Origin of the sequence: Massilia putida (assembly GCF_001941825.1) — a bacterium.
Taxonomy (GTDB): Bacteria; Pseudomonadota; Gammaproteobacteria; order Burkholderiales; family Burkholderiaceae_D; genus Telluria; species Telluria putida.
In genome coordinates this window covers 807,727-832,547 of the sequence record NZ_CP019038.1, presented here as the reverse complement: position 1 = coordinate 832,547, position 24,821 = coordinate 807,727, and the positions used below count along the sequence as shown (strand labels likewise).

Annotated in this window: 22 protein-coding genes; 13 read left to right on the top strand and 9 right to left on the bottom strand. The window is 68.7% G+C overall.

Translation table 11 applies throughout. The features are described 5' to 3' along the window. Positions 1-11: 11 nt before the first annotated feature. From BVG12_RS06080 to BVG12_RS06060, 6 genes are all read right to left on the bottom strand, one after another. Positions 12-1,226, bottom strand: a complete 1,215-nt coding sequence (locus BVG12_RS06080) for a DUF2382 domain-containing protein (protein ID WP_075791641.1) — start codon at positions 1,224-1,226, stop codon at positions 12-14. Between the two features lie 20 nt (positions 1,227-1,246). Continuing rightward, a complete protein-coding gene (locus BVG12_RS06075) occupies positions 1,247-1,672 on the bottom strand; it encodes a DUF2382 domain-containing protein (protein ID WP_075791640.1) in 426 nt (141 codons plus the stop codon). A 106-nt stretch (positions 1,673-1,778) separates the two neighbouring features. Further along, complete coding sequence (locus BVG12_RS06070; protein ID WP_075791639.1) at positions 1,779-2,765, bottom strand: glycoside hydrolase family 43 protein; 987 nt, start codon at positions 2,763-2,765, stop codon at positions 1,779-1,781. Then, positions 2,762-5,236 (bottom strand): right-handed parallel beta-helix repeat-containing protein, encoded by a 2,475-nt coding sequence (locus tag BVG12_RS34980; protein ID WP_075791638.1) that lies wholly within the window; start codon positions 5,234-5,236, stop codon positions 2,762-2,764. Before BVG12_RS34980 ends, BVG12_RS06070 begins: the two co-directional genes overlap by 4 nt. A gap of 9 nt (positions 5,237-5,245) precedes the next feature. Then, entirely contained in the window at positions 5,246-5,356 is a 111-nt protein-coding gene (locus tag BVG12_RS34975) for an exo-rhamnogalacturonan lyase family protein (protein ID WP_229503820.1), read from the bottom strand. A gap of 2 nt (positions 5,357-5,358) precedes the next feature. Beyond that, entirely contained in the window at positions 5,359-6,597 is a 1,239-nt protein-coding gene (locus BVG12_RS06060; protein ID WP_075791637.1) for a BT3233 family polysaccharide utilization protein, read from the bottom strand. Positions 6,598-6,888: 291 nt separating this feature from the next. Here BVG12_RS06060 and BVG12_RS06055 point away from each other — a divergent pair, with 291 nt between their 5' ends. The 5 genes from BVG12_RS06055 to BVG12_RS06035 all read left to right on the top strand — a co-directional run bounded on the left by BVG12_RS06055 (position 6,889) and on the right by BVG12_RS06035 (position 13,194). Beyond that, the gene (locus BVG12_RS06055) at positions 6,889-7,536 is read left to right on the top strand and encodes a class I SAM-dependent methyltransferase (protein ID WP_075791636.1); all 648 of its coding nucleotides are present in this window, start codon (positions 6,889-6,891) and stop codon (positions 7,534-7,536) included. Between the two features lie 116 nt (positions 7,537-7,652). After that, positions 7,653-8,660, top strand: coding sequence for a DUF2156 domain-containing protein (locus BVG12_RS06050; protein ID WP_075791635.1), 1,008 nt, complete (start codon positions 7,653-7,655; stop codon positions 8,658-8,660). Between the two features lie 23 nt (positions 8,661-8,683). Next, positions 8,684-10,288 carry a fatty acyl-CoA reductase gene (locus BVG12_RS06045; RefSeq protein WP_083684650.1) on the top strand — a complete coding sequence of 535 codons (1,605 nt, stop codon included), beginning with the start codon at positions 8,684-8,686 and terminating at the stop codon, positions 10,286-10,288. Between the two features lie 213 nt (positions 10,289-10,501). Beyond that, positions 10,502-12,892: a sensor domain-containing protein gene (locus BVG12_RS06040; RefSeq protein ID WP_075791634.1), complete on the top strand. Its 2,391-nt coding sequence runs from the start codon at positions 10,502-10,504 to the stop codon at positions 12,890-12,892. A gap of 5 nt (positions 12,893-12,897) precedes the next feature. Beyond that, the gene (locus BVG12_RS06035) at positions 12,898-13,194 is read left to right on the top strand and encodes a DUF504 domain-containing protein (protein WP_075791633.1); all 297 of its coding nucleotides are present in this window, start codon (positions 12,898-12,900) and stop codon (positions 13,192-13,194) included. A 4-nt stretch (positions 13,195-13,198) separates the two neighbouring features. Here BVG12_RS06035 and BVG12_RS06030 read toward each other — a convergent pair whose 3' ends face one another. Beyond that, positions 13,199-15,865: a sensor domain-containing diguanylate cyclase gene (locus BVG12_RS06030; RefSeq protein WP_169926799.1), complete on the bottom strand. Its 2,667-nt coding sequence runs from the start codon at positions 15,863-15,865 to the stop codon at positions 13,199-13,201. Between the two features lie 231 nt (positions 15,866-16,096). Here BVG12_RS06030 and BVG12_RS06025 point away from each other — a divergent pair, with 231 nt between their 5' ends. From BVG12_RS06025 to BVG12_RS06015, 3 genes are all read left to right on the top strand, one after another. Next, positions 16,097-16,390 carry an H-NS histone family protein gene (locus BVG12_RS06025; protein WP_075791631.1) on the top strand — a complete coding sequence of 98 codons (294 nt, stop codon included), beginning with the start codon at positions 16,097-16,099 and terminating at the stop codon, positions 16,388-16,390. A gap of 76 nt (positions 16,391-16,466) precedes the next feature. After that, the gene (gene dgoD / locus BVG12_RS06020; RefSeq protein WP_075791630.1) at positions 16,467-17,615 is read left to right on the top strand and encodes a galactonate dehydratase; all 1,149 of its coding nucleotides are present in this window, start codon (positions 16,467-16,469) and stop codon (positions 17,613-17,615) included. Positions 17,616-17,691: 76 nt separating this feature from the next. Then, complete coding sequence (locus BVG12_RS06015; RefSeq protein ID WP_075791629.1) at positions 17,692-18,465, top strand: SDR family oxidoreductase; 774 nt, start codon at positions 17,692-17,694, stop codon at positions 18,463-18,465. A 17-nt stretch (positions 18,466-18,482) separates the two neighbouring features. Here BVG12_RS06015 and BVG12_RS06010 read toward each other — a convergent pair whose 3' ends face one another. Beyond that, the gene (locus BVG12_RS06010) at positions 18,483-18,824 is read right to left on the bottom strand and encodes a YciI family protein (protein ID WP_075791628.1); all 342 of its coding nucleotides are present in this window, start codon (positions 18,822-18,824) and stop codon (positions 18,483-18,485) included. A gap of 176 nt (positions 18,825-19,000) precedes the next feature. Here BVG12_RS06010 and BVG12_RS06005 point away from each other — a divergent pair, with 176 nt between their 5' ends. The 4 genes from BVG12_RS06005 (at position 19,001) to BVG12_RS05990 (ending at position 22,426) form a co-directional block, all read left to right on the top strand. Next, on the top strand, positions 19,001-19,975 hold the full coding sequence (locus tag BVG12_RS06005; RefSeq protein WP_075791627.1) for a LysR substrate-binding domain-containing protein: 975 nt from the start codon (positions 19,001-19,003) through the stop codon (positions 19,973-19,975). A gap of 54 nt (positions 19,976-20,029) precedes the next feature. Further along, positions 20,030-20,935 carry a 2-dehydro-3-deoxygalactonokinase gene (locus tag BVG12_RS06000; protein ID WP_075791626.1) on the top strand — a complete coding sequence of 302 codons (906 nt, stop codon included), beginning with the start codon at positions 20,030-20,032 and terminating at the stop codon, positions 20,933-20,935. Further along, positions 20,932-21,537, top strand: a complete 606-nt coding sequence (locus BVG12_RS05995) for a 2-dehydro-3-deoxy-6-phosphogalactonate aldolase (protein ID WP_075791625.1) — start codon at positions 20,932-20,934, stop codon at positions 21,535-21,537. The genes BVG12_RS06000 and BVG12_RS05995 overlap by 4 nt, the downstream gene beginning before the upstream one ends. Before the next feature lie 64 nt (positions 21,538-21,601). Beyond that, positions 21,602-22,426 carry a helix-turn-helix transcriptional regulator gene (locus BVG12_RS05990; protein ID WP_075791624.1) on the top strand — a complete coding sequence of 275 codons (825 nt, stop codon included), beginning with the start codon at positions 21,602-21,604 and terminating at the stop codon, positions 22,424-22,426. Positions 22,427-22,429: 3 nt separating this feature from the next. Here the strand turns inward: BVG12_RS05990 and BVG12_RS05985 are convergent, their stop codons facing one another. After that, positions 22,430-23,017 (bottom strand): LysE family translocator, encoded by a 588-nt coding sequence (locus BVG12_RS05985; RefSeq protein WP_075791623.1) that lies wholly within the window; start codon positions 23,015-23,017, stop codon positions 22,430-22,432. 138 nt (positions 23,018-23,155) lie between these two features. Between BVG12_RS05985 and BVG12_RS05980 the strand changes: the two genes are divergently transcribed. Continuing rightward, on the top strand, positions 23,156-24,781 hold the full coding sequence (locus BVG12_RS05980) for a rhamnogalacturonidase (protein WP_218921047.1): 1,626 nt from the start codon (positions 23,156-23,158) through the stop codon (positions 24,779-24,781). Positions 24,782-24,821 lie beyond the last annotated feature (40 nt).

Below are 24,821 nucleotides of genomic sequence, written 5' to 3'. Positions count from 1 at the left end.
GCACGCGTGTATTACGACGTCATCCGATCCCACCCCGAGCGCACGGCCGCTTTCATGCGCTCCCACGTCGACGTGCCGCTGCTGCCGTAGCGCGTATCCCAGTCGCTGCGCAGGTCGGATTCCACGTCGTCCCAGTTGCGGCCCTGGTAGCGGGCGTCGCGGCGCATCTCGTTGCCGTAGCGGTAGGCCGGCGCGTAGTCGTCGTAGGTGCCGCCGAGGCGCGCGTAATTCGTCTGCCAGTCGTTGCGGTAGTAGGTGTCGTCATCGGTGGCCGCGCCCTGCAGCGGCTGCACGTCGACTTCCGTATGGCGCACCGTGTCCTGGATCTGCTGCTGGCGCTGGCTGACTTCCTTGCCGACGACGACTTCCTCCACGACGCGCGCGGTTTTCTGCACGACGGCTTCCTCGGCCGTTTCGCGCAGCTCGATCGTCTTGTCGTTGAACGCGGTGGCGTCGGCCGGGTTGATCGGCTGGTCCACGGGCCGGCGCTCGACGCTGACGTGTTCCTCGCGCAGGTTCACCGTTTCGTTGACGGGCGTCTCGACGACGCGCGAGAACACGCGCACGCCGCCCCGTTCGACCAGTCGCTTGCCGACCTGGACTTCTTCGCGGACGACCGGGATGGCGGCGTTGCCGGTCGGTTGGGCGGCCGTCTCGCGCTGCAGCGAATCGGTGCGGCTGTCGGACAGGTTACCCGACAGGTTACCCGACGGGTTGTCCGACAGGTTGCCCGACAGGTTGCCCGACAGGTTGCCGGCTTGCGTGCCGGACTGCATCGATCCGGTCGAAACGGACGGCGACGTGGCCGGCTGGTAGGCGCCCGCACCGAGCGAGGCGGCATTGCCCGACAGGTCGTGGCGCTCGTCGATGTCGACCGGGCCGAAGCGCTCGATCAGGTCGGCCGCGCGTTCCACTTCCGGTTCGGAATCGGTGGTGAGGGTCAGCACGTGCTGGCCGCCCGTGACGGCGTTCGAATAACGGGTGGCGTGTTCGTCGTGGTCGGCGCCGAACAGGTTTTCGAAGAAGTGCTTGATCGAGGCGCCGACGCCTTCTTCATGGGCCTCATGGGTCGTGCCGAGCGTCGCGCCGGTGGTGGTCGTGGTGCCGGCCAGGTCGGCGCTGGACAGGTTGACGTTGTCGCGTGTGAAGCCCGACGCCAGCAGTTCGTCCATCGCGCTCTGGGCATCGGTGCGGTTGTCGAAAACCGCGACTAGGGTATGTTGCATGATGCGTCCTCCGGTGATTGTCACGTGGGTGTGGTGTCGCCGCGCTCGTCGAAGCGTTCCACGCTGACCTGCTCGGACTTGAGCACGACGGTGTCGACGTGGCGTTCTTCGTGGCGGGTGCGGGTGATGTGGAGCTCTTCCTTGATGCGCAGGCGCCGTTCGACGACCAGCACTTCCTCGAGGATCGGTATCACGAGCGTATCCCCTTCGTAGCGGGTCGCGGGGGCCTGGTCGAGCGGGACGATGCGGTCCACCGGCACATGGTTGACCTGTACATCGTCGCGCAGCAGGCGCTCGTCGATCCGGCACGGATGTTCGGCGACGGTCTTATGGATGCGTACGCCGCGTCCCGTATCGACGATCCGTTTCTCGACCCACGCCTCCTCGCGGACAACGGGAACCCGCACGAGCTCCTGTTTTTCCTGATCGGGTTCTGATGGGTTCATCGACACGGTCGGCCTCCGGGATCACGACATGGAAGGACGAGCGTACTCCAACCGGCCGACTGTCCGCGCACCGTTGCCCTTCAACAAGCGGCCGAGGATCGCGGCGTCAGCGTGCGCGCAGCACGTCGAGCAGGTCGGCCGGCACCCGCAGCGCCGTCCCGTGCCGCATGCGCCTTGCCGTGCCTTCGTCCGGGAACCGCATCCGCGCCGTCACGTCTTCCCAATGCACGAGGTCGCGCGAGCGCAGCGCGCCGTAGTGCTTCGCCGTGTAAGCGTCGTAGTACACGATGACGTCGTCGCCCACCTGCAGCGCCGTCGGCCCTTCCGTCCACAGGTCCGCGGGCGTGATCGGCGCGCCCGGCGGCGCGAACGGCCCCTGCAGGCCGGCTGCGCGCGCCAGCTGCAGGTATTTGCGGGGCGGGTGGCGGGTCTCGTCCTTCACGAGCAGCCAGTCGCCCCGTGTCGTGCGGACGAACGTGGCGTCGATGACGGAAAAGCCCGGATCGTAGAACAGGCGCGTGGGCGTGAACGTGACGAAGTCGCGCGTCGTCGTCGCGTAGATGCGGTGGTTGTACTTGTTCGCGCCCCCGCCGTCAGCCGTGCTGTCGCCGGCGGCCTCGGACGCCGGAAAGCGGCCGGGGATCGTCGACGACCAGAAGATCAGGTATTCGCCGCGCCGGTCGTCCCAGGCGATTTCCGGCGCCCATGCGTTCAGCGTCGTCGGTTCGTGCGCCATCACGGGCAGTTCGCGCTGCGGCGACCAGTGCACGAGGTCGTGCGATGACGCGTAGCCGATGCCTGTCTCGTTCCACCCGCTCGTCCACACCATGCGGTAGATCCCGTCCGGGCCGCGCAGGATGCACGGGTCGCGCAACAGCTGCGCCTTGCCGACCGTGGGCACGAGGAAGCTGCGGCCGCCGTTCAGCGCGTCCCAGCGGTAGCCGTCGCGGCTGCCGGCCAGGTGCAGGCCGTCTTCGCCGTTGCCGATGAAGTAGGCGAAGAGGTAGGCGTCGCCGGAGCGTGCCGGCGCGCGGCTCGCGCAGCCTGCCAGCGCGCCTGCCGCGAGCGCGGCCAACGCCGCGCGCCGCCTCATTCGCTCCCCTCGTTGTGCCCCTCGTCGCCGAGCGGGCGCCGTTCGGTGCGGTGCGGGCTCGGGGGCACGGCGAAGGTCGCGACCGGGTCCGGATGGGCGGGATCGAAATCGAAACCGTCGACGATGAACGCGGCCGCCGGCACGCGTGCCTGGCGCAGGCCCAGCACGACGGCCCGCGCCAGCTCGTAGCTGCCGTAGCTGTCGTGGTGGGTGTTGTCCAGCCGGCCCGGCGCCGGTTCCGCGAACGCGGCTGTCGAACCTTCCGGCCCGAGGGCTTCATAGAGTGTCTTGCTCATCGCGTTCAGGTCGATGAACGGCACGCCCAGCTCGTGCGCGGACTGCCGCGCGGCGTCCGCATAATCCTTGAGCGACGGGATCACGTGGCCGCCCGCGTCGAAGCCGCGGCGCTCCATCGGCGAGACGATCACGGGCAGGCCGCCGTGCGCGCGGATGGCGGCCACGTGCGCCTTGATCTCCGCCTTGTACGTCGTGAACGGTCCGCCCTTGCCATCCTTGATCTGCTTCTGGTCGTTGTGGCCGAACTGCATGACGACCATGTCGCCCGGCTTCATCACGCTGAGAATCTTGTCGAGGCGCCGGCGCGCGAGCGAGTCGCGGTAGGTCTCGCCCGATTCGCCGTGGTTGGCGACGGCGATGCCCGGCTTGAAGAAGCGCGGCAGCATCTGGCCCCAGCTGTTGTAGGGCTCCGCCGGCTGGTCGCACACCGTCGAATCGCCCAGCAGGAATAACGTCGGCACGGCGGCGGGCGCAATCGCGATCGTACGCACGGCCGGGCGCGTGCCGTTGATTTCCAGCGTCAGGTGAGCATCCCAGTTCCACGCTTCCTCGACCGTTTCGCGCGGCGCCTTCAGTTTTACCTCGCCGGCCGCGACGCCATCCACGGCGGCGATCGCCGGTGTGCGCACGTTGACGTCGAACGTCTTGGTCACGATCTCGCCGGGTCGCGTCTGCACGTTTTCCAGCATCAGGCGGCGCAGCTCGGATTTCACGGTCGTCGTGGCGGCGGCGTTGTCGTCGCCCAGCGTGACCGTCACCGCGTAATTGCCTTCCGGGAGAGCGACCGAGAAGTAGTACGGACGGGCGCCGTCCGGCCGGCTGCCGGGCTCGAAGCCGTAGCCGCGTGCGGCCGTGTACACGCCGTCGACGCGCGTGTAGCCGGCCGGCGCCGGGCCGGGGCCGAACGCGAATCGCCGGACGCCGGCCGGGAACGCGCCCAGGCCGGCGGCCGCGCTGCACGCTGTCGGATGGAACATGGGCACGTCGGGCAGGCTGCCGTCCGGCTTGCGCGGCGCGTCCCAGCCGGTCGTCGCGACGCTCTCGAAATCCGCCGGCGTCAAGGCCAGGCCCAGGTCCCAGGAATTGTCCGCGCTGTCCGCGCCCGCCACCTTCAACCGGGCGCCCGACGGGTAGGCGAGGTTGTCGCGCAGCCGGCCCAGGTAGACCGGACTGCCGTCCGGCGCGACGCCCAGCATATTGAAGTCGACGGCATTGCCGAACGCCGTGTTGTGGAAGAAGTCCAGCGCCAGCGGGTGATGGTTCGCATAGAAGCCGGATACCTTGTTGTCGAAGGCGACCGAATAGCGCACGACGTGAACCACGCCGTCGGGGACATATTTGCCGCCGTAGCCGCCGGCCTTGATGCCGTTGCCGTTGCCCGCGTCCAAAGGCGTGTGCGTGCCCGGCAGATAGCCGTGCTGCCAGGCCCAGGAATACTCGACCGTCACGGGAGAATACGCGTTGATCAGGTCGAAGCCGTCGTCCGTGTTGGCCCACGCGCGGCAGCCGCGGAAGACGTTGCCCGGATGGCCCGCGCTGACGTGGGCGCCGAAGCCGTCCGCGCTCTGGCCCGCACCGTTCGACGTGTACGGGTCGTAGTTGTGGTGCGAGTCGCTGTTCAGCACGAGGTTCCAGCCGCCGTCCTTGATGAACAGGCCGGGCCCCATATTGTGGTGCAGATCGAGCTGTTCGAAGACATCGTGGTTCCCGTTGATCCACACGCCCCACGATTCGTGGTTCAGGCGATTCTCCGGCTGCTGCGGCGCGCCCGTGATCTCCAGGCCTTTCAAATGAATCCAGTCGGCGACGACCTCGATGCCCTTCACGCGGCAATCGTCCTTCATGCCGGCGAAATCGAACACGGGCGTCTCGCCCGGATAGGCCCAGTAGCGGATCGGCCGGTTCTCCGTGCCGCTCTTGTCGAGGACGATGCCGGACACGGTCGCGCGGCGCGACGCGCAGCCCGCCGTCGCATGCGTGTAGACGTAGCGGCCGCCGCGGAAGTAGACGGTGTCGCCGGGCTGCGCGACGGCCTGCGCGTGCGCGAACGATTGCCAGGGCGCGGCCTCGGTGCCGGCCGCGGCGTCGCTGCCCGCCGGTGCCACATAATAGGTCGCGGCGCAGGCCGGGAAGGCCGCAACGCAGGCCGCCGCGCCGATGAAACGATTCAGCAAGATGATCTCCTAGATGCGGGGCAGAGCGTCGCCGATGAGCGCCAGGTTCTGGATGGCGGCGAGGCCCCACTGCGCCGTCTCGTTCGTGCTGACCCATGGGTCTGGTGTCCGGCCGTCCATCGTCAGCGCGCGGACAGGCTCACGCGCACGGGCGACGCGACGCGCGCCGCCTCGTCGGACACATAGCGCTTCCACTGCTGCTCGGACGTAATCTCGCCGGCGCGCGTCCACGCGGCGCCCACGTAGTAGCGCAGCGGCTGGCCGGAAGTGACGGGGGCCAGCATGAACGCGTTGCGGGCGTCGGATCCGTACGCGGGCGAATTCGGGGACTGCGCGGCCGACGGCACGATCACGGCCACGCCGAAATCACCCATCTTCTTCTGCGCGACCCATTGCACGAGCGCCTTCGACGCCTTGTCCTCGGCGAGCGTGGCCCGCGCTTCCTCGCCCTTGTCGGCCGGGTCCTTGTTCAGGCCCACGGCCACCTGCAGCGGATGTCCGCCGGCGAACATGAAGGTGCTGTCGATGCGGTCGAAGTAGTGGCCGGCGTCGACGGTGAAGCGCTTGACTTCCGAGACTTGCGTGCCGGCCGCGTCCCAGCCGTCGTACGTGAGCTCGAAGATGGCGCGCACGGGCCCGTTGGCGAGCACCTTCCAGTGCGTGAAGTTGATGCCCGAGTACAGCTTGCCGCCGGCCCAGATGCCGGTGCCGCCGGCGCCGAGGGTCGTGCCGACGTTGTACATGTCGATGCCTTCGCCCTCGTCGTGGTGGTAGTGGTCGTGGCCGATGTTGTACCAGCGGTCGACGATCGGGTAGGGCACGCGCTTGAACCAGATATCGAGGCCGCTCGTCTTGAGTACCTCCTTGTCGGAGCCGGCCGGCGCCGGCGCGGCGAGGGCGGGACCGTAGGTGCGGTGCGCGATCTTGTCGTTTTCCCACGCGAAGTCGTCCAGGCGCTCGGGCACGATGCGGGCCGAGACCTTGGTCGGGAACGGCGGCACGACGGCGTCGCTCTTCTCGACCGTGAACGTGGCGCTCTTTTCGCCGGGCGCGAAGTCATGCTGGAACAGCAGGTCGCCGTACGCCACGCCGTTGCGTTGCGGGTCCTTCGCTTCCGGCGCCACGTTCGTCACCTGGTGCGGCAGCACGCGGCCGCTAGCGTCCCTCACGACGATGTGCTGGATGCCGGCGTGCGGCAGCGCGTCGTTGACGCTCTTCCACGGCACGGCGATGGTCTCGGACGGGCGCGCGATGGACAGGTCCTGGGCGACGGTGATGGTCAGGCGTTCGGCCGCCGGGGCGGCGGTGGCGACGGCGGCGAGGGCGAACAGCGACAGGCGGCGATGTGCGGGAAGGTTCATCGTTCGTTCGATTGCGGCGGTTGAGGGATCTCGGGAGCATGCCCGCCGAGTATCGATTCGGGATGGCAGAGGTGTCAACGAACGGGCGGCGTCGCGCCGCATTTAATCAGCGCGTTGAGCGGACGGTATGGACGGCGTGACCCGCAAAGCCAGTGTTTTGGCTTCCAAGGACAGAGCGCCGGACCCTGGCGGGCGCGTGCTTTCAATTACTCTAATGGTGCTTGCCGTTCATGCAACGTGGACGGGGTAGAGGAGACACATATCAAGGTCGGAAAGACCGGAAGGGCAAACATGAGAGACAAGTACAAGCTCGTAGGGCCGATCTACGACTGGCTCAGCGCTTTCTACAGCGGCAAATCGATCCACCGCTGCAAGGTCGCGATGCTGGACAAGCTGCGTCCGGGCGACCGGGTGCTGTTCGCCGGCGTCGGCCACGGCCGCGACGCGGTCCATGCGGCGCGCCTGGGCGCCGACGTGACCGTGGTCGACCTGTCGGCCACCATGCTGAAGAAGTTCCAGGCGAACCTCGACCGCGAAGGCGTCACGGTGCGCATCCGCCAGGTGCACAGCGACATCATGCTCGTCGAGGAATTCGAGCAGTACGACATGGTCGTGGCGAACTTCTTCCTGAACGTGTTCAGCCAGGAGATGATGCTGCGCGTGCTGGCGCACCTGATCCGCCTGGGCCGCCCGGGCGCCCACATCGTCGTCGGCGATTTCTCGTTCCCGAGCGGGAACGTGTTCAGCCGCGTCATCAAGACCCTGTACTGGTACGGGGCCGTCGGCTTCTTCTGGCTATTCGCCGGGAACGCCTTCCATAACATCTACAACTATCCGGAGTGGATGAAGAAATTCGGCCTGCAGGTCAGCGAACAGAAGCACTACAAGCTGCTGCTGCTCGACTGCTACTGGTCCGTCCTCGGCCGCAAGCCGGCCTGAGGCCCTGAGCCGTCATTCCCGCGCAGGCGGAAATCCATGCCGAGCGGCCCCGGCCCACTCGGTATGGATGTCCGCGTCCGCGGGAACGACGGTGCATCGAATCCACCGGAGCCCACATGAGCCAAAACGCTGTTGCGCTGGACCGGCGTATCGCCGCCGACCTGTCCCATCACGACACGGCGCGACGCGCCGCCTGCCTGCGCCAGTACGGCAGCCATGCGCTGTCGTTCTGCACCATGCAGCCGGGGATGTCGTATTTCGAAGTACCCGGCGTCGGCTATATCGCGTACGCGAAGTACTGGGGCATGCGCTTCGCGCTGGGCGAGCCCGTGTGCCCGCCGCACCTGCGCGACGCCATGCTCGACGCGTTCCTCGAGCGCCATCCGGACGCCGTCTTCGTCCAGGTGGGCAAGGACGTCGTCGACCACCTGCATGCGCGCCATGGCTATTACGGCACGCAGTTCGGCAGCGAGGCGCGCATCGACCTCGACGGCTGGTCGCTGCGCGGCGCGCGCAAGCAGGTCATCCGCACCGCCATCAACGCGGCGCGGGAAGGCGGCATCGAGATCCGCGAGAGCGGCTTCGACCACGACGTGCGCCGTATTTCCGACGCGTGGATCCGCACGCGCCGGTGCAAGAACAACGAGATCCGCTTCCTGATCCGGCCGATGATCGTCGATTACCGCGAAGGCACGCGCTACTTCTATGCCTATCGCGGCGTCGATGCGGTCGGCTTCGTGTTCTTCGATCCGCTCTACCGCGACGGGCGCCTCGTCGGCTACGTGCCGAACATCTCGCGCTCGTCCGCCAACTTCCGCCAAGGGCTGTGGTACGCGCTGATGGCGCATGCGATGGCGCGCTTCCAGGAAGAAGGCGTGCCGTTCATCGACCTGGGCCTGACGCCGCTGATGCTGGCCGACGAGATCGAGCCGCAGGAATCGCGCCTGCTGCGCACGACCCTGTCCGTGATCCGCGAGCGGATGGACTTCCTGTACAACTTCAAGGGGCTGGAATTCGCCAAGTCGCGCTTCCAGGGGCGCGTCGAGAAGACGTATTGCTGCCACCGGCACGCGCTGCCGGCCCTCGCCATGACGGCCATGTTCCGCCTGACGCGGATCATCTAGGCCCATCATCCAACGGAGACACCATGACGACATCGATCAACGAGACGGCCGCGGATGCGGCCGGGGTGGAGGCGCCCGCCGGGATGCCGGACGTGCGCAACGCCTTCGCAGGCAAGCGCATCCTCCTCACGGGCGCGACGGGTTTCGTCGCGAAGGTCTTGCTGGAAAAGCTGATCCGCACCATGCCCGACCTGGACCGCATCGTGCTGCTCGTCCGCGCCGGCGAACACGGCGACGCACGCGCGCGCTTTACGCGCGAGATCGCGGCATCGTCCGTGTTCGACCACCTGCGCGCCGTGCGGCCGGCCTGGCTGGAACGCTTCCTGGCCGAGCGCGTGGAATGCGTGACGGGCGAGATCACGGAACCCGGCTTCGGCCTGCCGCCCGAGCGGTTCGCGGCGCTCGCGCGCGGCGTGGACATCGTCGTGAACGCGGCCGCCAGCGTGGACTTCCGCGAGCCGCTCGACCAGGCCCTGGCCATCAACACGCTCAGCCTGCGCCACGTGACGGCGTTCGCGCGCGTGGCGGGTGCGCCGCTCGTGCATGTGTCGACGTGCTACGTGAACGGCTACAACCGCGGCGAGATGCGCGAGGAGATCGTGGCGCCGGCCGGCGCGGCACGCGCGGCGATCCCGCGCCACCGCGACGGCTGGTACGACGTCGATGCGCTGATCGCGTCGCTGCAGCGCAAGATCGAGCGGGTGCGGGCCGCCTGCCACGATCCGGAACGGCTGCGCCGGCGCCTCACCGACCTCGGCGTCAACGAGGCCCAGCGCCACGGCTGGAACGACACCTACACGTTCACGAAATGGCTGGGCGAGCAGGTCGCGCTGCGCGCCATGCACGGGCGCATGCTGACGATCGTGCGGCCGGCGATCATCGAAAGCACGCTGCGCGAGCCGGCGCCGGGATGGATCGAGGGCGTCAAGGTGGCGGACGCCGTCATCCTCGCCTATGCGCGCGGCAAGACGAGCTTCTTCCCGGCGCGGCGCGAGGGCATCATCGACATCGTCCCCGTCGACCTGGTCGCCAACGCGATCGTGCTGGCGGGTGCGGAGGCGCTGTCCGGCGAGCCGCGCCGGCGCATCTACCAGTGCTGCAGCGGGTCGACGAATCCGCTCGCGCTGGGTGACCTGATCCACCTGCTGCAGACGGAGTCGAAACGCAACTGGCACAAGTACGACCGGCTGTTCCACGCCGCGCCGAAGCACGATTTCCGCACGGTCGGCGAGGGCACGTTCCGCTTCGTACTCGGCGCCTTCGGGCTCGGCGCGACCGTGTGGAACGGGCTGCGCCGCCTCGCGGGCGCGCCCGGCGCCCCGCGCGCGCTGGAAAAGCTGCGCACCACGCGCACGCTGGCGTTGACGTTCGCGTTTTACGCGCACCCGCGCTACCGTTTCCACAATGCCGGGTTGCTGGCGCTGGCCGCGCGCTTCGGGGAAGAGGGGCGCACGTTGTATCCGGTGGATGCGCGCCTGATCGACTGGGAAGACTATCTGTGCCGCGTCCACATGGCGGGACTGAACCGGTACGCGTTGCGGCGCCGGGATGCCGTGCCGGACGACGCGGCCGTCGCGCAGGTGGAGGCGGGTGGCGAGCGGCTGGCCGAGCCGCAGGCATCGCGCTAAACGGCGCCAAGTTCACGGACCCGGTCCGTGCGGACAATATGGAACTAACCGACAGATGCCGCACACCAACCCAATACCGAGCCACCAGGCCCGGACAGGGGGCGCGACGCCATACGACATTAAAATGGCGCCCCCGGCATCGGGACTGCGCTATGATGTTTGCCCGCCGGACCTGACATCTGAGCAAGCCCGGCAGGTTCTCAGGAGGAACCCGTGAACCTATCGCCTTTGCCCCTCGCGGTGTTCGTCGTCGATGCGACGGGCGCCATCACGAGCTGGAACCGCGCCTGCGAAAAGCTGGCGGGCTATGGCGCGGCCGATATCCGCGACCGCAGGCTGGACACGATCGTCGCGTTCGACGACGCCGCCGCCGTCACCGCCATCCGGGACCGCGTCAATGCCGACTCGACGGGTGAGATCATCTGTGCGGACGGACACCGTGTCCCTGTGCGCGTGACGGTGGCGCCGCAATCGCTCGATCCCGACCAGCCCGGCGCCTTCAGCGTGATCGTCGTGCCGCGCTCCGGCCTCGCGCCGACGCGCTATGCGCTGATCCAGGACCTGCCCATCGCCGACATCATCGAGGAATTGCCCTGTGTTTTTTACGTGATCGACCAGAGCGGGCATCTCCTGTTGTGGAACCACCAGCTCGAGGAAGCGCTCCAGATGACGAGCGAAGAGTTGCCGACGTTTAACGTCAAAAACTTCTTCGACGTCAGCGCGCGGGCGTCGATCGTGCAAAAGATCCTGGAAGCGTTCGAGCGCGGCTCGTCGTCCCACGAGGCGGAGCTGATCGGGCGGGAGGGCAAGCGTACGGCGTTCCTGTTTCATTGTTCCCGGGCTAACCTGGGCAGCCTGCCCGTCGTGTTCGGCACCGGACTCGACATCACGGCGCGCAAGGAAGCCGAACACGGCCTGCGCGTGCGCGAGCGGGCGATGTATGCGAGCGTCAACGCCATCGTCATCACGTGCTGCGCCGACAACGCCGACAACGTCATCGAGTACGTGAATCCCGCGTTCGAACAGATCACGGGCTATACGCTGGCCGAGGTCAAGGGCAGGAATCCGCGCTTCCTGCGGGTCGACGATTGCGACGTGGGCGAGCGCCAGCGCATCCACGACGCGCTGGTGCGCCAGGAAAGCGTGCGCGCCGTCCTGCGCAACCGGCGCAAGAACGGCGAGATCTTCTGGAACGACCTGCGCATCGACCCGGTCGCCAGCATCGACGGCGAGGTCACGCACTTCGTCGCCGTGATCAGCGACATCACTGAAGCGCGGCACTACGAGCGCCGGCTGCAGCACCTGGCCCACCACGACGGACTCACGGGCCTGGCCAACCGGACCTTGCTGCAGGAACGCCTCAAGGTCGCGATCGAGACCGCCGCGGCCAACCACAAGCAGGGTGCGCTCGCTTTCCTCGACCTCGACAACTTCAAGCACATCAACGACACCTTCGGCCATGAGGCCGGCGACGCCGTCCTGCGTGAGGTCGCGGCCCGCCTGCGCGACAGCATGCGCGACGAAGACACGGTGGCGCGCCTGGGCGGCGACGAGTTCGTGCTGGTGATCGGCGAGCAGCCCGACCTGGCCCAGCTGGCCTGCCTCGTGGAACGCATCCGGCAAAGCGTGTCGGCGCCGATCGTCGTGGCCGGCACGGAGATCCTGCCCGGCACGAGCATCGGCGTCAGCCTGTTTCCGCAGGATGGCCGCACGGTCGACCAGGTGATGCGCGCGGCCGACGCCGCGATGTACCACGCCAAGACGCTGGGCCGCAACAACGTGCAGTTCTATTCGGAGGAGCTGAACCAGGTCGTGCACCAGCACCTGCTGTTCGAAGCGAGCCTGGCGCGCGCGATCCGCCATCGCGAGTTGGTGCTCGGCTACCAGCCGAAGGTCGATCTGCGGACCGGCAAGGTGGTCGGGGCCGAGGCGCTCGTGCGCTGGCAGCATCCGGTCGACGGCATCATCCCGCCCGACGTGTTCATTCCCGTGGCCGAACAGACGGGGCTCATCGTGCCGCTGGGCGACTGGGTGATCGACGAAGCCTGCGCCACCCTGCGCGCGCTCGGCGCGCTGGGTATCGACGATTTCACGATCGCGGTGAACCTGTCGGCGCGCCAGCTGCGCCAGCGCCGCTTCGCGCACCGCCTCGCGGACACGCTGGCCCGGCACGGCGTGCCGGCGCACCGGCTGGAACTGGAAGTGACGGAAAGCCAGCTGATGGACCACCCGGACGAGGCACGCGAGGCACTGGCCCAGCTGAAGCTGCTGGGCGTGCGTCTGTCGATCGACGATTTCGGCACCGGCTATTCGAGCCTCAGCCACCTCCAGAAATTCCCCGTCGACTGCATCAAGATCGACCGCTCCTTCCTCGGTGGTGCGACGGACACGCACGACGGCCACGCCGTCATCACGCGCGCCATCATCGCGCTCGGCCACAACCTCAAGCTGCAGGTGATCGCGGAGGGCGTCGAGACGCGCGAACAGCTGACGTTCCTGCGCGACCACGACTGCGACCAGATGCAGGGCTATTATTTCAGCGCCGCCGTCGCGCAGGACGGGCTGCGGGACATGCTGCGGCGCGACGCCCGCCTCGTGATGTAGCGGCGATGGTCCCGATCCAGGACATCCTGCACCGCATCGTCTGGGACCCCGGATTCGGCGGCGGCAGCTTCGTCATCGGCTACCGCGACCGCCGGCGCGAACGCATCGTGCGCATTCCGTTCGAGCGCGTCGTGCTGGGGGAGGGCAGCCGTTTCTCGTTCGACGTCGTCGGACGCGACGGCGTGGCGCGCATGATTCCCTACCACCGCGTGCGCGAGGTCTTGCGCGACGGGGAGGTCATCTGGCGACGCCGCGTCGACAGCGAAGACAAGGCGGAGGACGCTCGGGCCGACCGCCCGTAGCGCCTCAGGCGTATTCGCCCGTGTGCAAGATGGCGTAGGTGTGGCGTCCGGCCTTCTTGGCCGCGTACAGCGCGCGGTCGGCCGTTTCCATCAGCGCGCGCGGGTCGAGGGTGCCCCCGGACGCCAGCCCGACGCCGATCGTGGTGCCGACCGTGAGCGTCTGCGTGCCCAGCACGAATGGCTCGGCGACGGCGTCCAGGATCTTGCGGGCCACGCGCACGACGTCGGCCTCGCTGCGCACGTCGTGCAGCAGGACCGTGAATTCGTCGCCGGCCAGGCGCGCGACGAGGTCGGACGAGCGCACGCCGGCGCGCAGCCGGCGCGCGAATTCGACGAGCACGTCGTCGCCCGTCGCGTGGCCGTAGCGGTCGTTGATCTGCTTGAAGAAGTCGATGTCCAGGTACAGCAGGGCGCAGTCGCGGTCGCCCTGGCGCGAGCGGCTGGTGGCGCCTTCCAGGGCCTGCTCGAAGCGGCGCCGGTTCGGCAGCTGCGTGAGCGGGTCGGTATGCGCCAGCGCGTGCAGGCTGCGCTCGTGCATGCGCGACGCCGTCGCATCCGTCGTCAGGATGTACACGCCGACGACGCGGCCGTCGCGCATCTGCGGCAGGAAGGTCGAGTGGGCGATGCGGGTGTGGTTCTTGCGTACGATCTCGTGCTCGCACTGCGACGCGTTGCCGATCCAGGCCTGTTCCAGCGCCTTGGCCTGCGGTGCGTGGAAGGCGGGGCCGAACGCTTCCTCGACGGTGAGCCCGATGACCTGGGCCGGACGCACGCCCAGCCACGACGCGTGCACGGCGTTGGCGAACGCATAGCGGCGGTCCGCGTCGAGGTAGGCGATCAGCACGGGCACGTTGTCGGTGATGGTGCGCAGCCGCTCCTCGCTCTCGGCCTGGCGCAGCTCGCTGAGCTTGCGGGCCGTCATGTCGAACGCCATCGCGTAATAACCGTCCGGCGTGCCGTCCGGCGCGCGCTGCGGCACGAACACGCACTGGTAGTACAGCTGGCGGCCGCCGACCTCGATCACGTCTTCGAACGCGCTGCGTTCGCCGGCATGGACGCGGCGGATATGCGGTTCGAGCTTGGCGTATTCCTGTTCCGAATACGCGTCGCGTACGTCGTGGCCGATGAGCGCCGCGGCCGGCTTGCCGTAGAACTGGATGGCGCGGCCGTTCAGGAACACGAACTTCCCGGCCGCGTTGACCTTGCCGATCAGCGCCGGCAGGTTTTCCGTGACGGCGCGCAGGCGGCGCTCGCTCGCTTCCAGCTGTTCGCGGGCGGCGTTGCGTTCCGTGATGTCCTGCAGGGCGACGACGGCGCCGAGCGTGCGGCCGTTCTTGCTGCGCAGCGGGCGTCCGCTGGCCAGCAGCTTGGCGGCGGGCAGGCCCGCGGGCGCGACCGTCAACGCCTGCTCGCGCACCACCTCGCCGCGCAGCACGCGCACCAGCGGTACCTCGTCGGCGGCCAGCGGCGTGTGGCCGTCGGCTTCGTACAGGGAATAGTGCGTGGACCAGTCGGTCGATTTCACGCACTCGCGATCGAGGCCGTGCAGCTTGCGGGCCTTCTTGTTGAACAGCGTGAGATTGCCCTCCGCGTCGCAGGCGACGACGGCGACGTCGATCGATTCCAGCACGGCGTCCAGCAGTTCCTGCTTTTCCTCGAGCTGTTGGCGCGTGCGGTTGCGTTCGGAGACGTCGTCGAGGAAGGCGCCGATGCAGCGCCGGCCCTGCCATTCGTAGGCACCGACTTTCATCTCCACCGTGATGCGGCGGCCGCTCGCCGTCAGCGCCGGCAGTTCGACCTGGTGGTCGACGATCTTGCTGGAGCCCGTCGCCACGTAGCGGCGCATGCCGGCCACGTGCGCGGCGCGCAGTTCTTCCGGCACGATCAGGTCCGCCAGCGGGCGGCCGAGGGCATCGGTCCGGTTCCAGCCGAAGATGCGCTCCGCCGCCGGGTTCCATTCGACGATGCGGCCCTCGGAGTCGGCGCCGACGAAGGCGCTGTACGAGGTCGCGACGATCGTGCGGTTCCAGCTTTCCGCGTCGCGGAGCAGCAGCTCGGCGGCCTTGCGCTGGGCGGCTTCCGCCGACAGTTCGACGAGGCGCGCTTCCAGTTCGGCCGTGCGCTGCGCGACCCGCTGTTCCAGTTCCGCGTTGAGCGACTTGAGCGCCTGTTCGGCCATCACGCGGGCCGTCGTGACGCGCGCCTGGTTCAGTTCCACCTCGACGAGGTCGGCCAGGTCGCGCAGGGCCTGGCGCTGCGGCGGGTCGAAGCGGCGCGGGTTGCGGTCGATGAGGCACAGCGTGCCCACGGCGTGGCCGTCGCAATAGACCGGCTGCCCGGCGTAAAACCGGATGTGCGGGTCGCCCTTCACGAGCGGATTGTCGGCGAAGCGGGGATCGAGCGCCGTGTCCTCGACGACGAGCATCTCGCGCTGCGCGATCGCGCGGCTGCAGAACGCGATGGAGCGGGGCGTCTGTTCGACGTCCAGGCCGCAGCGCGACTTGAACCACTGGCGCTGCTCGTCCACGAGCGAGATGAGCGCGATCGGGACCCCGAAGGTCATCGCGGCCAGGCGCGTGAAGCGGTCGAAGCGGGGCTCCGGCCGGGTGTCGAGCAGGTCGAGCGCGGTCAGGGCCGCGAGGCGTGAAGTTTCGGGTATCGTCGAGGTCATCAGCATGGCCGTACCAGTCGCGTGAACGGCGGCGAGGCAGGGGCCGCAAAAGAAGACGTCGCCGGGGACTGGGGTCGGCGCCGATGAAGAATCGTAACATGCAATTCCCTACGGAAAGTATTACGATGTGTGGAATGTGGCGCGGCGGCGACGTTGCAGTTCACATATCAGATGGCGCCGGCATAGTAGAATGGAGGCCCGCGTTCCCTTCCTGGCAAAGGACCCCGAACCATGGCGCCGATCGATCTCAGCGGTTATGACTTGGCCGAACTGAAAGGTTTGGATTTCGACATCGAGCAGGAAATCAAGCGCCGCGGCCGCGACGAGCGCGAGCGCGCGCGCGCCCGCATCCACGCGCTCGCGGCCACCGCCGGCATCCCGCTGGATGCGCTCGTGCAGAAGGCGTTGCCGCGCTACCGCAACCCGGCCGACAGCGGCCAGACCTGGACGGGGCGGGGACGCCAGCCGCGCTGGATCGCGGAGGCGCTGGCGAGCGGCCGGTCGCTGGACGAGTTCAAGGTCTGAGTCTATATCGTAACGGTATAGCTCGCCCGCGATTGCGCATGCATCGACGCCGCCGCGCGCGGCTACACTGGCCGCCATGAAAATCATCCGACTCACCACCTATCGCGTCCCGCCGCGCTGGATGCTGCTCAAGATCGAGACCGACGAGGGCGTCACCGGCTGGGGCGAACCCGTCATCGAGGGCCGCGCGCGCACGGTCGAGGCGGCGGTGCATGAACTGTCCGATTACCTGGTCGGCAGGGATCCTGGCCGGATCAACGATCTGTGGCAGACGATGTACCGTGCCGGCTTTTATCGCGGCGGCCCGATCCTGATGAGCGCCATCGCCGGCATCGACCAGGCGCTGTGGGACATCAAGGGCAAGGTGCTGGGCCGGCCGGTGTACGAACTGCTGGGCGGCCTGGTGCGCGACCGGATGAAGACGTACAGCTGGGTGGGCGGCGACCGTCCGGCCGAGCTGATCGCCGGCATCGCCGCGCTGCGCGAGGCCGGCTTCGACACGTTCAAGATGAACGGCACCGAGGAGCTGGGCATCGTCGACAGCGCGCGCAAGGTCGACCAGGCCGTCGCCCGCGTGGCCGAGGTGCGTTCGAAATTCGGCTTCGAGATCGAGTTCGGGGTCGACTTCCACGGCCGCGTGTCGGCACCGATGGCGAAGGTGCTGCTGCGCGAGCTGGAGCCGTACCGGCCGCTGTTCGTCGAGGAACCGGTGCTGGCCGAGCAGGACGAATACTACCGCGCGTTGGCCGACGCCACGTCGATTCCGCTGGCGGCCGGCGAGCGCATGTACTCGCGCTTCGACTTCAAGCGGGTGTTCGAGCGGGGCGGGCTCGCCATCGTGCAGCCGGACCTGTCGCACGCGGGCGGCATCACGGAATGCGTCAAGATCGCCGCGATGGCGGAAGCGCACGACATCGCGCTCGCGCCCCATTGCCCGCTCGGACCGGTGGCGCTGGCGTCGTGCCTGCAGGTCGACTTCGTCGCCCACAACGCCGTGCTGCAGGAGCAGAGCATGGGCATCCACTACAACCAGGGCGCCGAGTTGCTGGATTATGTGAAGAACAAGGACGATTTCCGCCTGAGCGCCGGCTGGATCCGGCCGCTGCCGGGGCCCGGCCTCGGCGTGGAGATCGACGAGGAACGCGTGATCGAGGCGAGCCGCGAGGCGTCCGACTGGCGCAATCCGGTCTGGCGCCACGCCGACGGCAGCGTGGCCGAGTGGTAATGGCAAGCCTTCCGGTCCGTGGTGTACGATGCATGGTATATAAAAACATGCAACACCAGGGAAGCGGCAGGAACAGATGAACGGACGACTCGAAGGGAAGGTGGCGATCGTCACCGGTTCCACCATGGGTATCGGCGCCGCCGTGGCGCGCCGGTTCGTGCGCGAAGGCGCGCGCGTGGTCATCAACAGCCACGTCATGGATGCCGCCGCGCAGGCGCTGAGCGGGGAGCTGGGCGGTATGCGCAGCCTGTTCGTCCAGGCCGACATCACCGACCCCGGCGCGACGGAGCGCCTGGCGGAACTGGCGCTGGAGCGTTTCGGCCGCATCGACATCCTCGTCAACAATGCGGGCGTCAACGTGTTCGCCGATCCGCTCGAACTGGACGCGGAGGGCTGGCGGCGCTGCATGTCGCTCGACCTGGACGGCGCCTGGAACGCCTGCCGCGCCGTGCTGCCGGCGATGCTGGCGGAAGGCAGAGGCAGCATCGTCAACATCGCGTCCGTGCACGGCCACAAGGTGATCAAGGGTTGTTTTGCCTATCCCGTCGCGAAGCACGGGCTGATCGGGCTGACGCGCTCGCTCGGCGTCGAGTACGCGGCGCGGGGCATCCGCGTGAATTCGATCTCGCCTGGCCTGATCATGACGGAGCGGATCGAGGCCTGGCTGGCCAGTTGCCCCGACCCCGAAGCGGAACGCAGCCGGCAGGCGGCACTGCTGCCGTGCGGCTGGATCGGGGAGCCGGAGGACGTGGCCAACGCGGCGCTGTTCCTCGCCAGCGACGAGGCGCGGTTCGTGAACGCGACGGATCTGCTGGTGGATGGGGGCAGGAGCCAGGTTTATCACGACTGAATCGGCAGCGGCCGATGTCAGCTGTCAGGATCGTAGTAGAACTCGCGCAGCTCCTGGGCACAGCGGCAGGCCGCAGCGAGCCTGGCCGCCCATTGCACGGCATCTGCCCTGGACGGAAGCTCGAGCACGCAAAAGCCGCCGTCGAACTCCCTGGTCTGCGGGTATGTCCCGGTGGTGCGGCTCCCGTCCGCGGCAACGACGACCGGCGCGACCTCGCTGTTGATGCCGCCGCCAAACACGTAGACCCCGGCAGCCTTTGCTTCCCGGATGACCGCATGCGACGCATCACTCACCGCAGGCATGTCTTCGGCAGGAACATCCATCGCACTTGCAGGGAACGAGATAAGAAACTTTGTCATGTCGAGATGCCCGGTCGGAAGTGCCCAGTGTACGACCTTGGTACCTCAGGGACAACCGGCAGGTTTGTCCGGCGTACTAAGTGTTATTCCGGATACGGCCCACCCGCCCGGGGTTTGACCCTGAACGGATGGGCAACTATCATTATGGAAACTTTCCAGGCTCACGCCGCACAGCCATGTCCGATCCACGTTCCGACCGCTTCGTCCGCGCCTACCTCAAGACGCGCCACCTCGTCCTGCTCGTGGAACTCGGCCGGCACGGATCGATCATGCAGGCCGCCCAGGCCGCGAACCTGACGCAGCCGGCGGCGTCGAAGCTGCTCGGCGAGCTGGAACACGCGCTGGGCGTCACCTTGTTCGAGCGCTTGCCGCGCGGGGTCGAGCCGACCTGGTACGGCAAGGTGCTGATCCGCCGCGCCGGCGCTTCTCTGGCCGAGATGGACGCGGCCTACCAGGAAGTGATGGAACTGATGTCCGGCCTGCGCGGTCGCGTCGCGGTCGGCGCGATCCTGACGCCGTCGACGACCTTGGTGCCCGCCGCCGTCACCCTGCTCAAGTCGCGCCATGCGCGGCTGAACGTGTCGATCGAAGTGGACAGCAGCAAGCAGCTGGTCGAGCGCCTGCGCGCGGGCGACCTGGACATCGTCATCGGCCGCATCGTCGACGGCGCCATCGCCGACGAATTCCATTTCGAGCCCATCACCGACGAGCCGCACTGCCTGATCGTGCGGGCCGGCCACCCGCTGCTGGGCGCGCGCGGCCTGGACCTGGCCGACCTGGCGCGGCAGGCGTGGATCGTGCCGCCGGCCGGCAGCATGGTGCGCGACCGGATCGCGGCGCTGTTCCTCACGCAGGGCCTGGAGCAGCCGGCGGAGACCGTGTCGACGGCCGAGCTCCCCGTCGTGACGACGCTGCTGCTGGGCAGCGACATGGTCGCGCCGATGTCGGTGGAACTCGTGAAACCCTACCTGGACAGCGGCTTGCTGGCCGTGCTGCCGTACGAATTGAATCTGCGCATGGACGTCTACGGCATCATCACGCGCCGCCACCACCAGCTGTCGCCGGCGGCGGAAGCCATGCTGGGCGCGCTGCGCGAGACGGCGACGCGGCCCAAGCCGACGGCGCGCGTCACCTATATCAAATCCGGATAGCAGCGCGCACACACGCGATGGGTGGACGGGCCGTGGTGCGGGTAGCATGGCGGGATGGATACGTCCGCGCCACCTACCGCCCCGCGCCTGCTCGGCATTGACTGGGGCACGAGCAACCGCCGCGCCTACCTCGTCGACGCGGCCGGCACCTGCCTGGCCGAACGGGCCGACGACCAGGGCATGCTGGCCGCCCGCCCCGATTTCGCGGGATCGTTCGCACAACTGCTGGCCGCGCTGGACGTGGGCCCGGGTATTCCCGTCGTGGCTTCCGGCATGGTGGGCAGCGCCCAGGGCTGGCGCGAAGTCCCTTATCTCGACGTCAACGTGCCGCTGGAGGCGCTGCCGGACCACGTGTCCCGCATCGACGATCCACGTGCCCCACGCCCCTGCCTGGTCGTTCCCGGCTACGCCCAGCGCGGCGGACACGTGGACGTGATGCGCGGCGAAGAGACCCAGCTGCTGGGCGCCGTCGCGCTGGGTCGCCGCGACGGTTGGTTCGTGCTGCCGGGGACGCACAGCAAATGGGTGCTCCTGGCCGATGGCGTTGTCCGGCGCATCGCCACGTTCATGACGGGCGAACTGTTCGCGACCCTGGCCGCGCACGGCACGCTGGCGCCGCTGATGGCGCAAGACGGCGGCGACGATGGCGCCTTCGCCGCCGGCCTGGATGAAGCCCGCCGCGGCGCGCCGCTGTCGAACGCGCTGTTCGGCGTGCGCGCCCGCGTCGTCACGGGCGGCATGCCGGCCGCGCACGCGCGGTCGTTCGTCAGCGGCCTGCTCGTCGGCGCCGAATTCGTCGCGGCCGGCGGCGACGCGCCGCTGACCTGCATCGGATCAGACGCATTGCGGGGCCGCTACGCGCGCGCCGCCGCTCATTTCGGCATGACGCTCTCCGGCCTCGATCCGGACCGCGTGTATTGCGCCGCGCTGGCGCGCTTCCTGGACCGGATGTCCCCATGAATCTCCCCGATCTGCCCTTCGTCGCCATCCTGCGCGGCCTCGACCCCGGCGACGCCGCCGCGGTGGGCCGCGTGCTGTTCGACGCCGGCTGGCGCATGCTCGAAGTGCCGCTGAACCGGCCGGGCGCGCTGGACGCCATGCGCATCCTCGTCGACATGGCGCCGCCCGACGCCATCGTGGGGGGCGGCACGATGCTGAGCGTCGCCGACGTCGATGCCGTCGCGCAGGCCGGCGGCCGGCTGTTCGTGTCACCGAACTGCAACCCGGCCGTGATCGCGCACGCGCGCGCGGCCGGCATGTTGTGCGCGCCGGGTGTCGCCACGCCGACGGAAGCCTTCGCCGCGCTGGACGCGGGCGCGCACGCATTGAAACTGTTCCCGGCCGAGTCCATCGGCCCCGCCGGCCTCAAGGCGATGAAGTCCGTGCTGCCCGCCGCAACGCCCTTGTGGCCCGTGGGCGGCGTGACGCCCGGGCGGATCCCCGCGTGGAGGGCGGCGGGGGCCACGGGCGCGGGAATCGGCAGCCAGCTGTTCACGCCCGGCGTGACGCTGGACGAACTGGCGCAGCGCGCCGCGGCGTTCGCACAGGCCTGGCGCGCCTGACGGACATGACGGGTTTCGGCACTTTGGCGCCCTGCGGGGCGCTTTTTTTTGGTTAGAATAGGTCATGACCCGACCCGACCGACACCGCGCGCAGCAGACCTTCTGGCGCGACCCCGCCTTGCCGTTCATCGAAGCCCGCCGCGTCGCGGACGGACGCGGCCTGCACTACGGGCGCCACTGGCACGAGACGCATTCCATCGGCGTCATCACGGGCGGCCGCAGCACGTACGTCAACGGGACGCATGCGGAAGTGGTGGAGCAGGGGGCTGTCGTCGTCGTCAATCCGGGGGACGTCCACGGCTGCAATCCGGTGGGCGATGCGCCGTGGTCGTATGTGATGTTTTACCTTGATGCTGTCTGGCTGGGACGCGTCCAGGCGCGCCTGCGCGGCGAGTCCGATCCCGCGTTTCGTCCGTACGACCAGGCCGCGCTGCGCGCGCCGCACGTGGTGGACGCGGGCGTGCGGCTGTTCGGCGTGCTGACGGATGCGCGGCGCGGCGTGGCCGAACGCGAGGCCGCCGTCGTCGACTTCGTGGCGCTATTGGACGGCGAACTCGCGCCGGGACGCCATCCGGAAGCCGTGACGCAAAAGGTGGAGCGGGTCGCGGAATATATCGACGCGCATTTCGCGAACGCCCTGCCTTTGCAGGACTTATGCGATGCCGCGCACCTGTCCGGCTCCTACCTGATCCGCGCGTTCAAGAAGCGCTACGGCGTCGCGCCGCACGAATACCAGACGAACCGCCGCATCCAGTACGCGAAGGCGCGGCTGCGTGCGGGCGCGCCGATCGCCCAGGTGGCGCTGGACGTCGGCTTTTCCGACCAGGCCCATTTCCAGCGCGTCTTCAAGCGGATGACGGCCGCGACCCCGGGCCAGTACCGGGACTGATCGTCACGCCGCCGCCAGGTAGACGACGCTCATCACGAGCATGCCCGCCATGGTGCGGTTGAAGAACCGGACCCGGTGCGGCGTGTCCAGGCACGCCTGCAGGCGGCTGCCGGCCCAGGCCCAGGCGGCGACCGACAGCCAGCACACGACGAAATAAATCGCCGCGAACAGCCAGACGGCCGCCGCGTCGCCGTCGGACGCATACGTGCCCATGCCCGCCAGCGCGGCCAGCCAGGCCTTGGGACTCAGCCACTGCATGGCGGCGCCTTGCAGCATCGACGGCCGCGCCGGCGTGTGCGACGCGCCCAGTTCGCCCCCATCGGCGGCCAGTTTCCACGCCATGTAGAGCAGAAAAACGACACCGGCCCAGCGCACGACGGCCGTCACCTGGGGCCAGGCGCTGACCACTTCGTGCAGGCCGAGCCCTGCCAGCACGAGCAGCAGGCAGAAGCCGGCCGTCGCGCCGGTCACGTGGGCCAGGCTGGCCCCGAAGCCGTGGCGGGCACCGCTGCCGAGGGCGACGACGTTGACGGGACCGGGAGAGATGGAGGTGGCGAGGGCGAAAGCGGCCATCGAGGCGAACATGCTCATCTGCGTTTCCTTTCATGTTGAGGGATGCGGCAGACGATAGCGGGCGGCGCCGGGCCGGTATTGAAGAAAATTACCCATCCAACCGATCAGCAACTTGCGCAGTCGGCGTGGCGCGGCGGTGTTATGGTGGTGCGTATCATGAACCGTGACTATCCGATGACAGCCGCCGGCACGGCCCGGCGCCGCCTTCTGCTCGCCCTCGGCGCGGGCGCCTGCGCCAACGCGCTGCGTCCCGCGTATGCTGGCGCGTCGTCCACCGACGTCGACGTGCGCGCATTCGGCGCGCGCGGCGACGGCATGACGCTCGACACGGACGCCATCAACGCCGCCATCGCGGCCGCCGGCGCCGCCGGCGGCGGCACGGTGCGCTTTCCGGCGGGCCGCTACCTGAGCTTTTCGATCCGCCTGCAAAGCCGCGTCGCGCTGTACCTCGATGCGGGCAGCGTCATCGTCGCGGCCGATCCGGCGCGGGACCCGGGCCGCTACGACGCCGCCGAGCCGAACGCATACGACGCCTACCAGGACTTCGGCCACAGCCACTGGCACAACTCGCTGATCTGGGGCGAGAATCTGGAAGGCATCGCCATCCTCGGCCCCGGCCGCATCTGGGGCCGGGGCCTCACGCGTTCGGGGCCCGGCGCGAACCGGCCGTCGAAGGCGGGCGACATGCCGTCCTCGCTCGGCGACAAGGATCCGATGGGCGAGCGCGCACGCGCCGGCACGGTGTTCGGCGCGGAGATGGACGGCAAGGGCAACAAGGCGATCGCGCTGAAGAACTGCCGCAACGTGCTGCTGCGCGACGTGTCCATGCTCAAGTGCGGCCACTTCGCGCTGCTGGCGACCGGCGTCGACAACCTGACGATCGCGAACGTCACCGTCGACACGGAGCGCGACGGCTTCGACATCGATTGCTGCCGCAACGTGCGCATCAGCGACTGCGCGGTCAACACGCCGAACGACGACGCGATCTGCCTGAAGAGTTCCTACGCATTGGGCCGCGCGCGCTTCACGGAGCACGTCGCCATCACGGGGTGCCAGGTGTCCGGCTTCGACCTCGGATCGCTGCTGGACGGCACGTTCAAGACCACGCAGGTGAAGGCGCCGGACGAGGAGGGCGTGTGCGGCCGCATCAAGCTGGGCACGGAATCGAACGGCGGCTTCCGTAATATCGCGATCGCGAACTGCGTGTTCGAGCACTGCCGCGGCCTGGCCATCGAAAGCGTGGACGGCGCCGTCATCGAGGACGTCACCGTCGACAACCTCGCGATGCGCGACCTGACGACGGCGCCGCTGTTCATCCGCCTCGGCCGGCGCCTGCGCGCCCCCGCCGGCTCGCCCGTCGGTGCGATCCGCAGGATCAACATCAGCAATGTCGTCGTGTCGCAGGCGAACGCGCCGTATGCGTCCATCGTGGCGGGCCTGCCGGAAGCGCCCGTCGAGGACGTGAGGCTGGCTAACATCACCATCGTGTACGGCGGCGGCGGCACGGCTGCGGATGCGAGGCGGGCGCCGCCCGAGCAGCCGGACCATTATCCGGAACCCAGCATGTTCGGCGTCACGCCCGCGTACGGCCTGTACGTGCGCCATGCGCGCAACGTCGAGGTGCACCATGCCGACTTGCGCACCGCCGCGCCGGATGCCCGGCCGCCCGTCGTGCTGGACGACGTGGCGGGCGAGCGCTTCGATCACGTGCAACTGGGGCGCGCGGCCGGCGTCCCGGCAATCCGCAGAATCAGGCCGGCAGCGGCTCCGCGTGGCGCTTGAGGCGCCACATGTCCATGGTCACCCGGTCCGGTAATCGTGC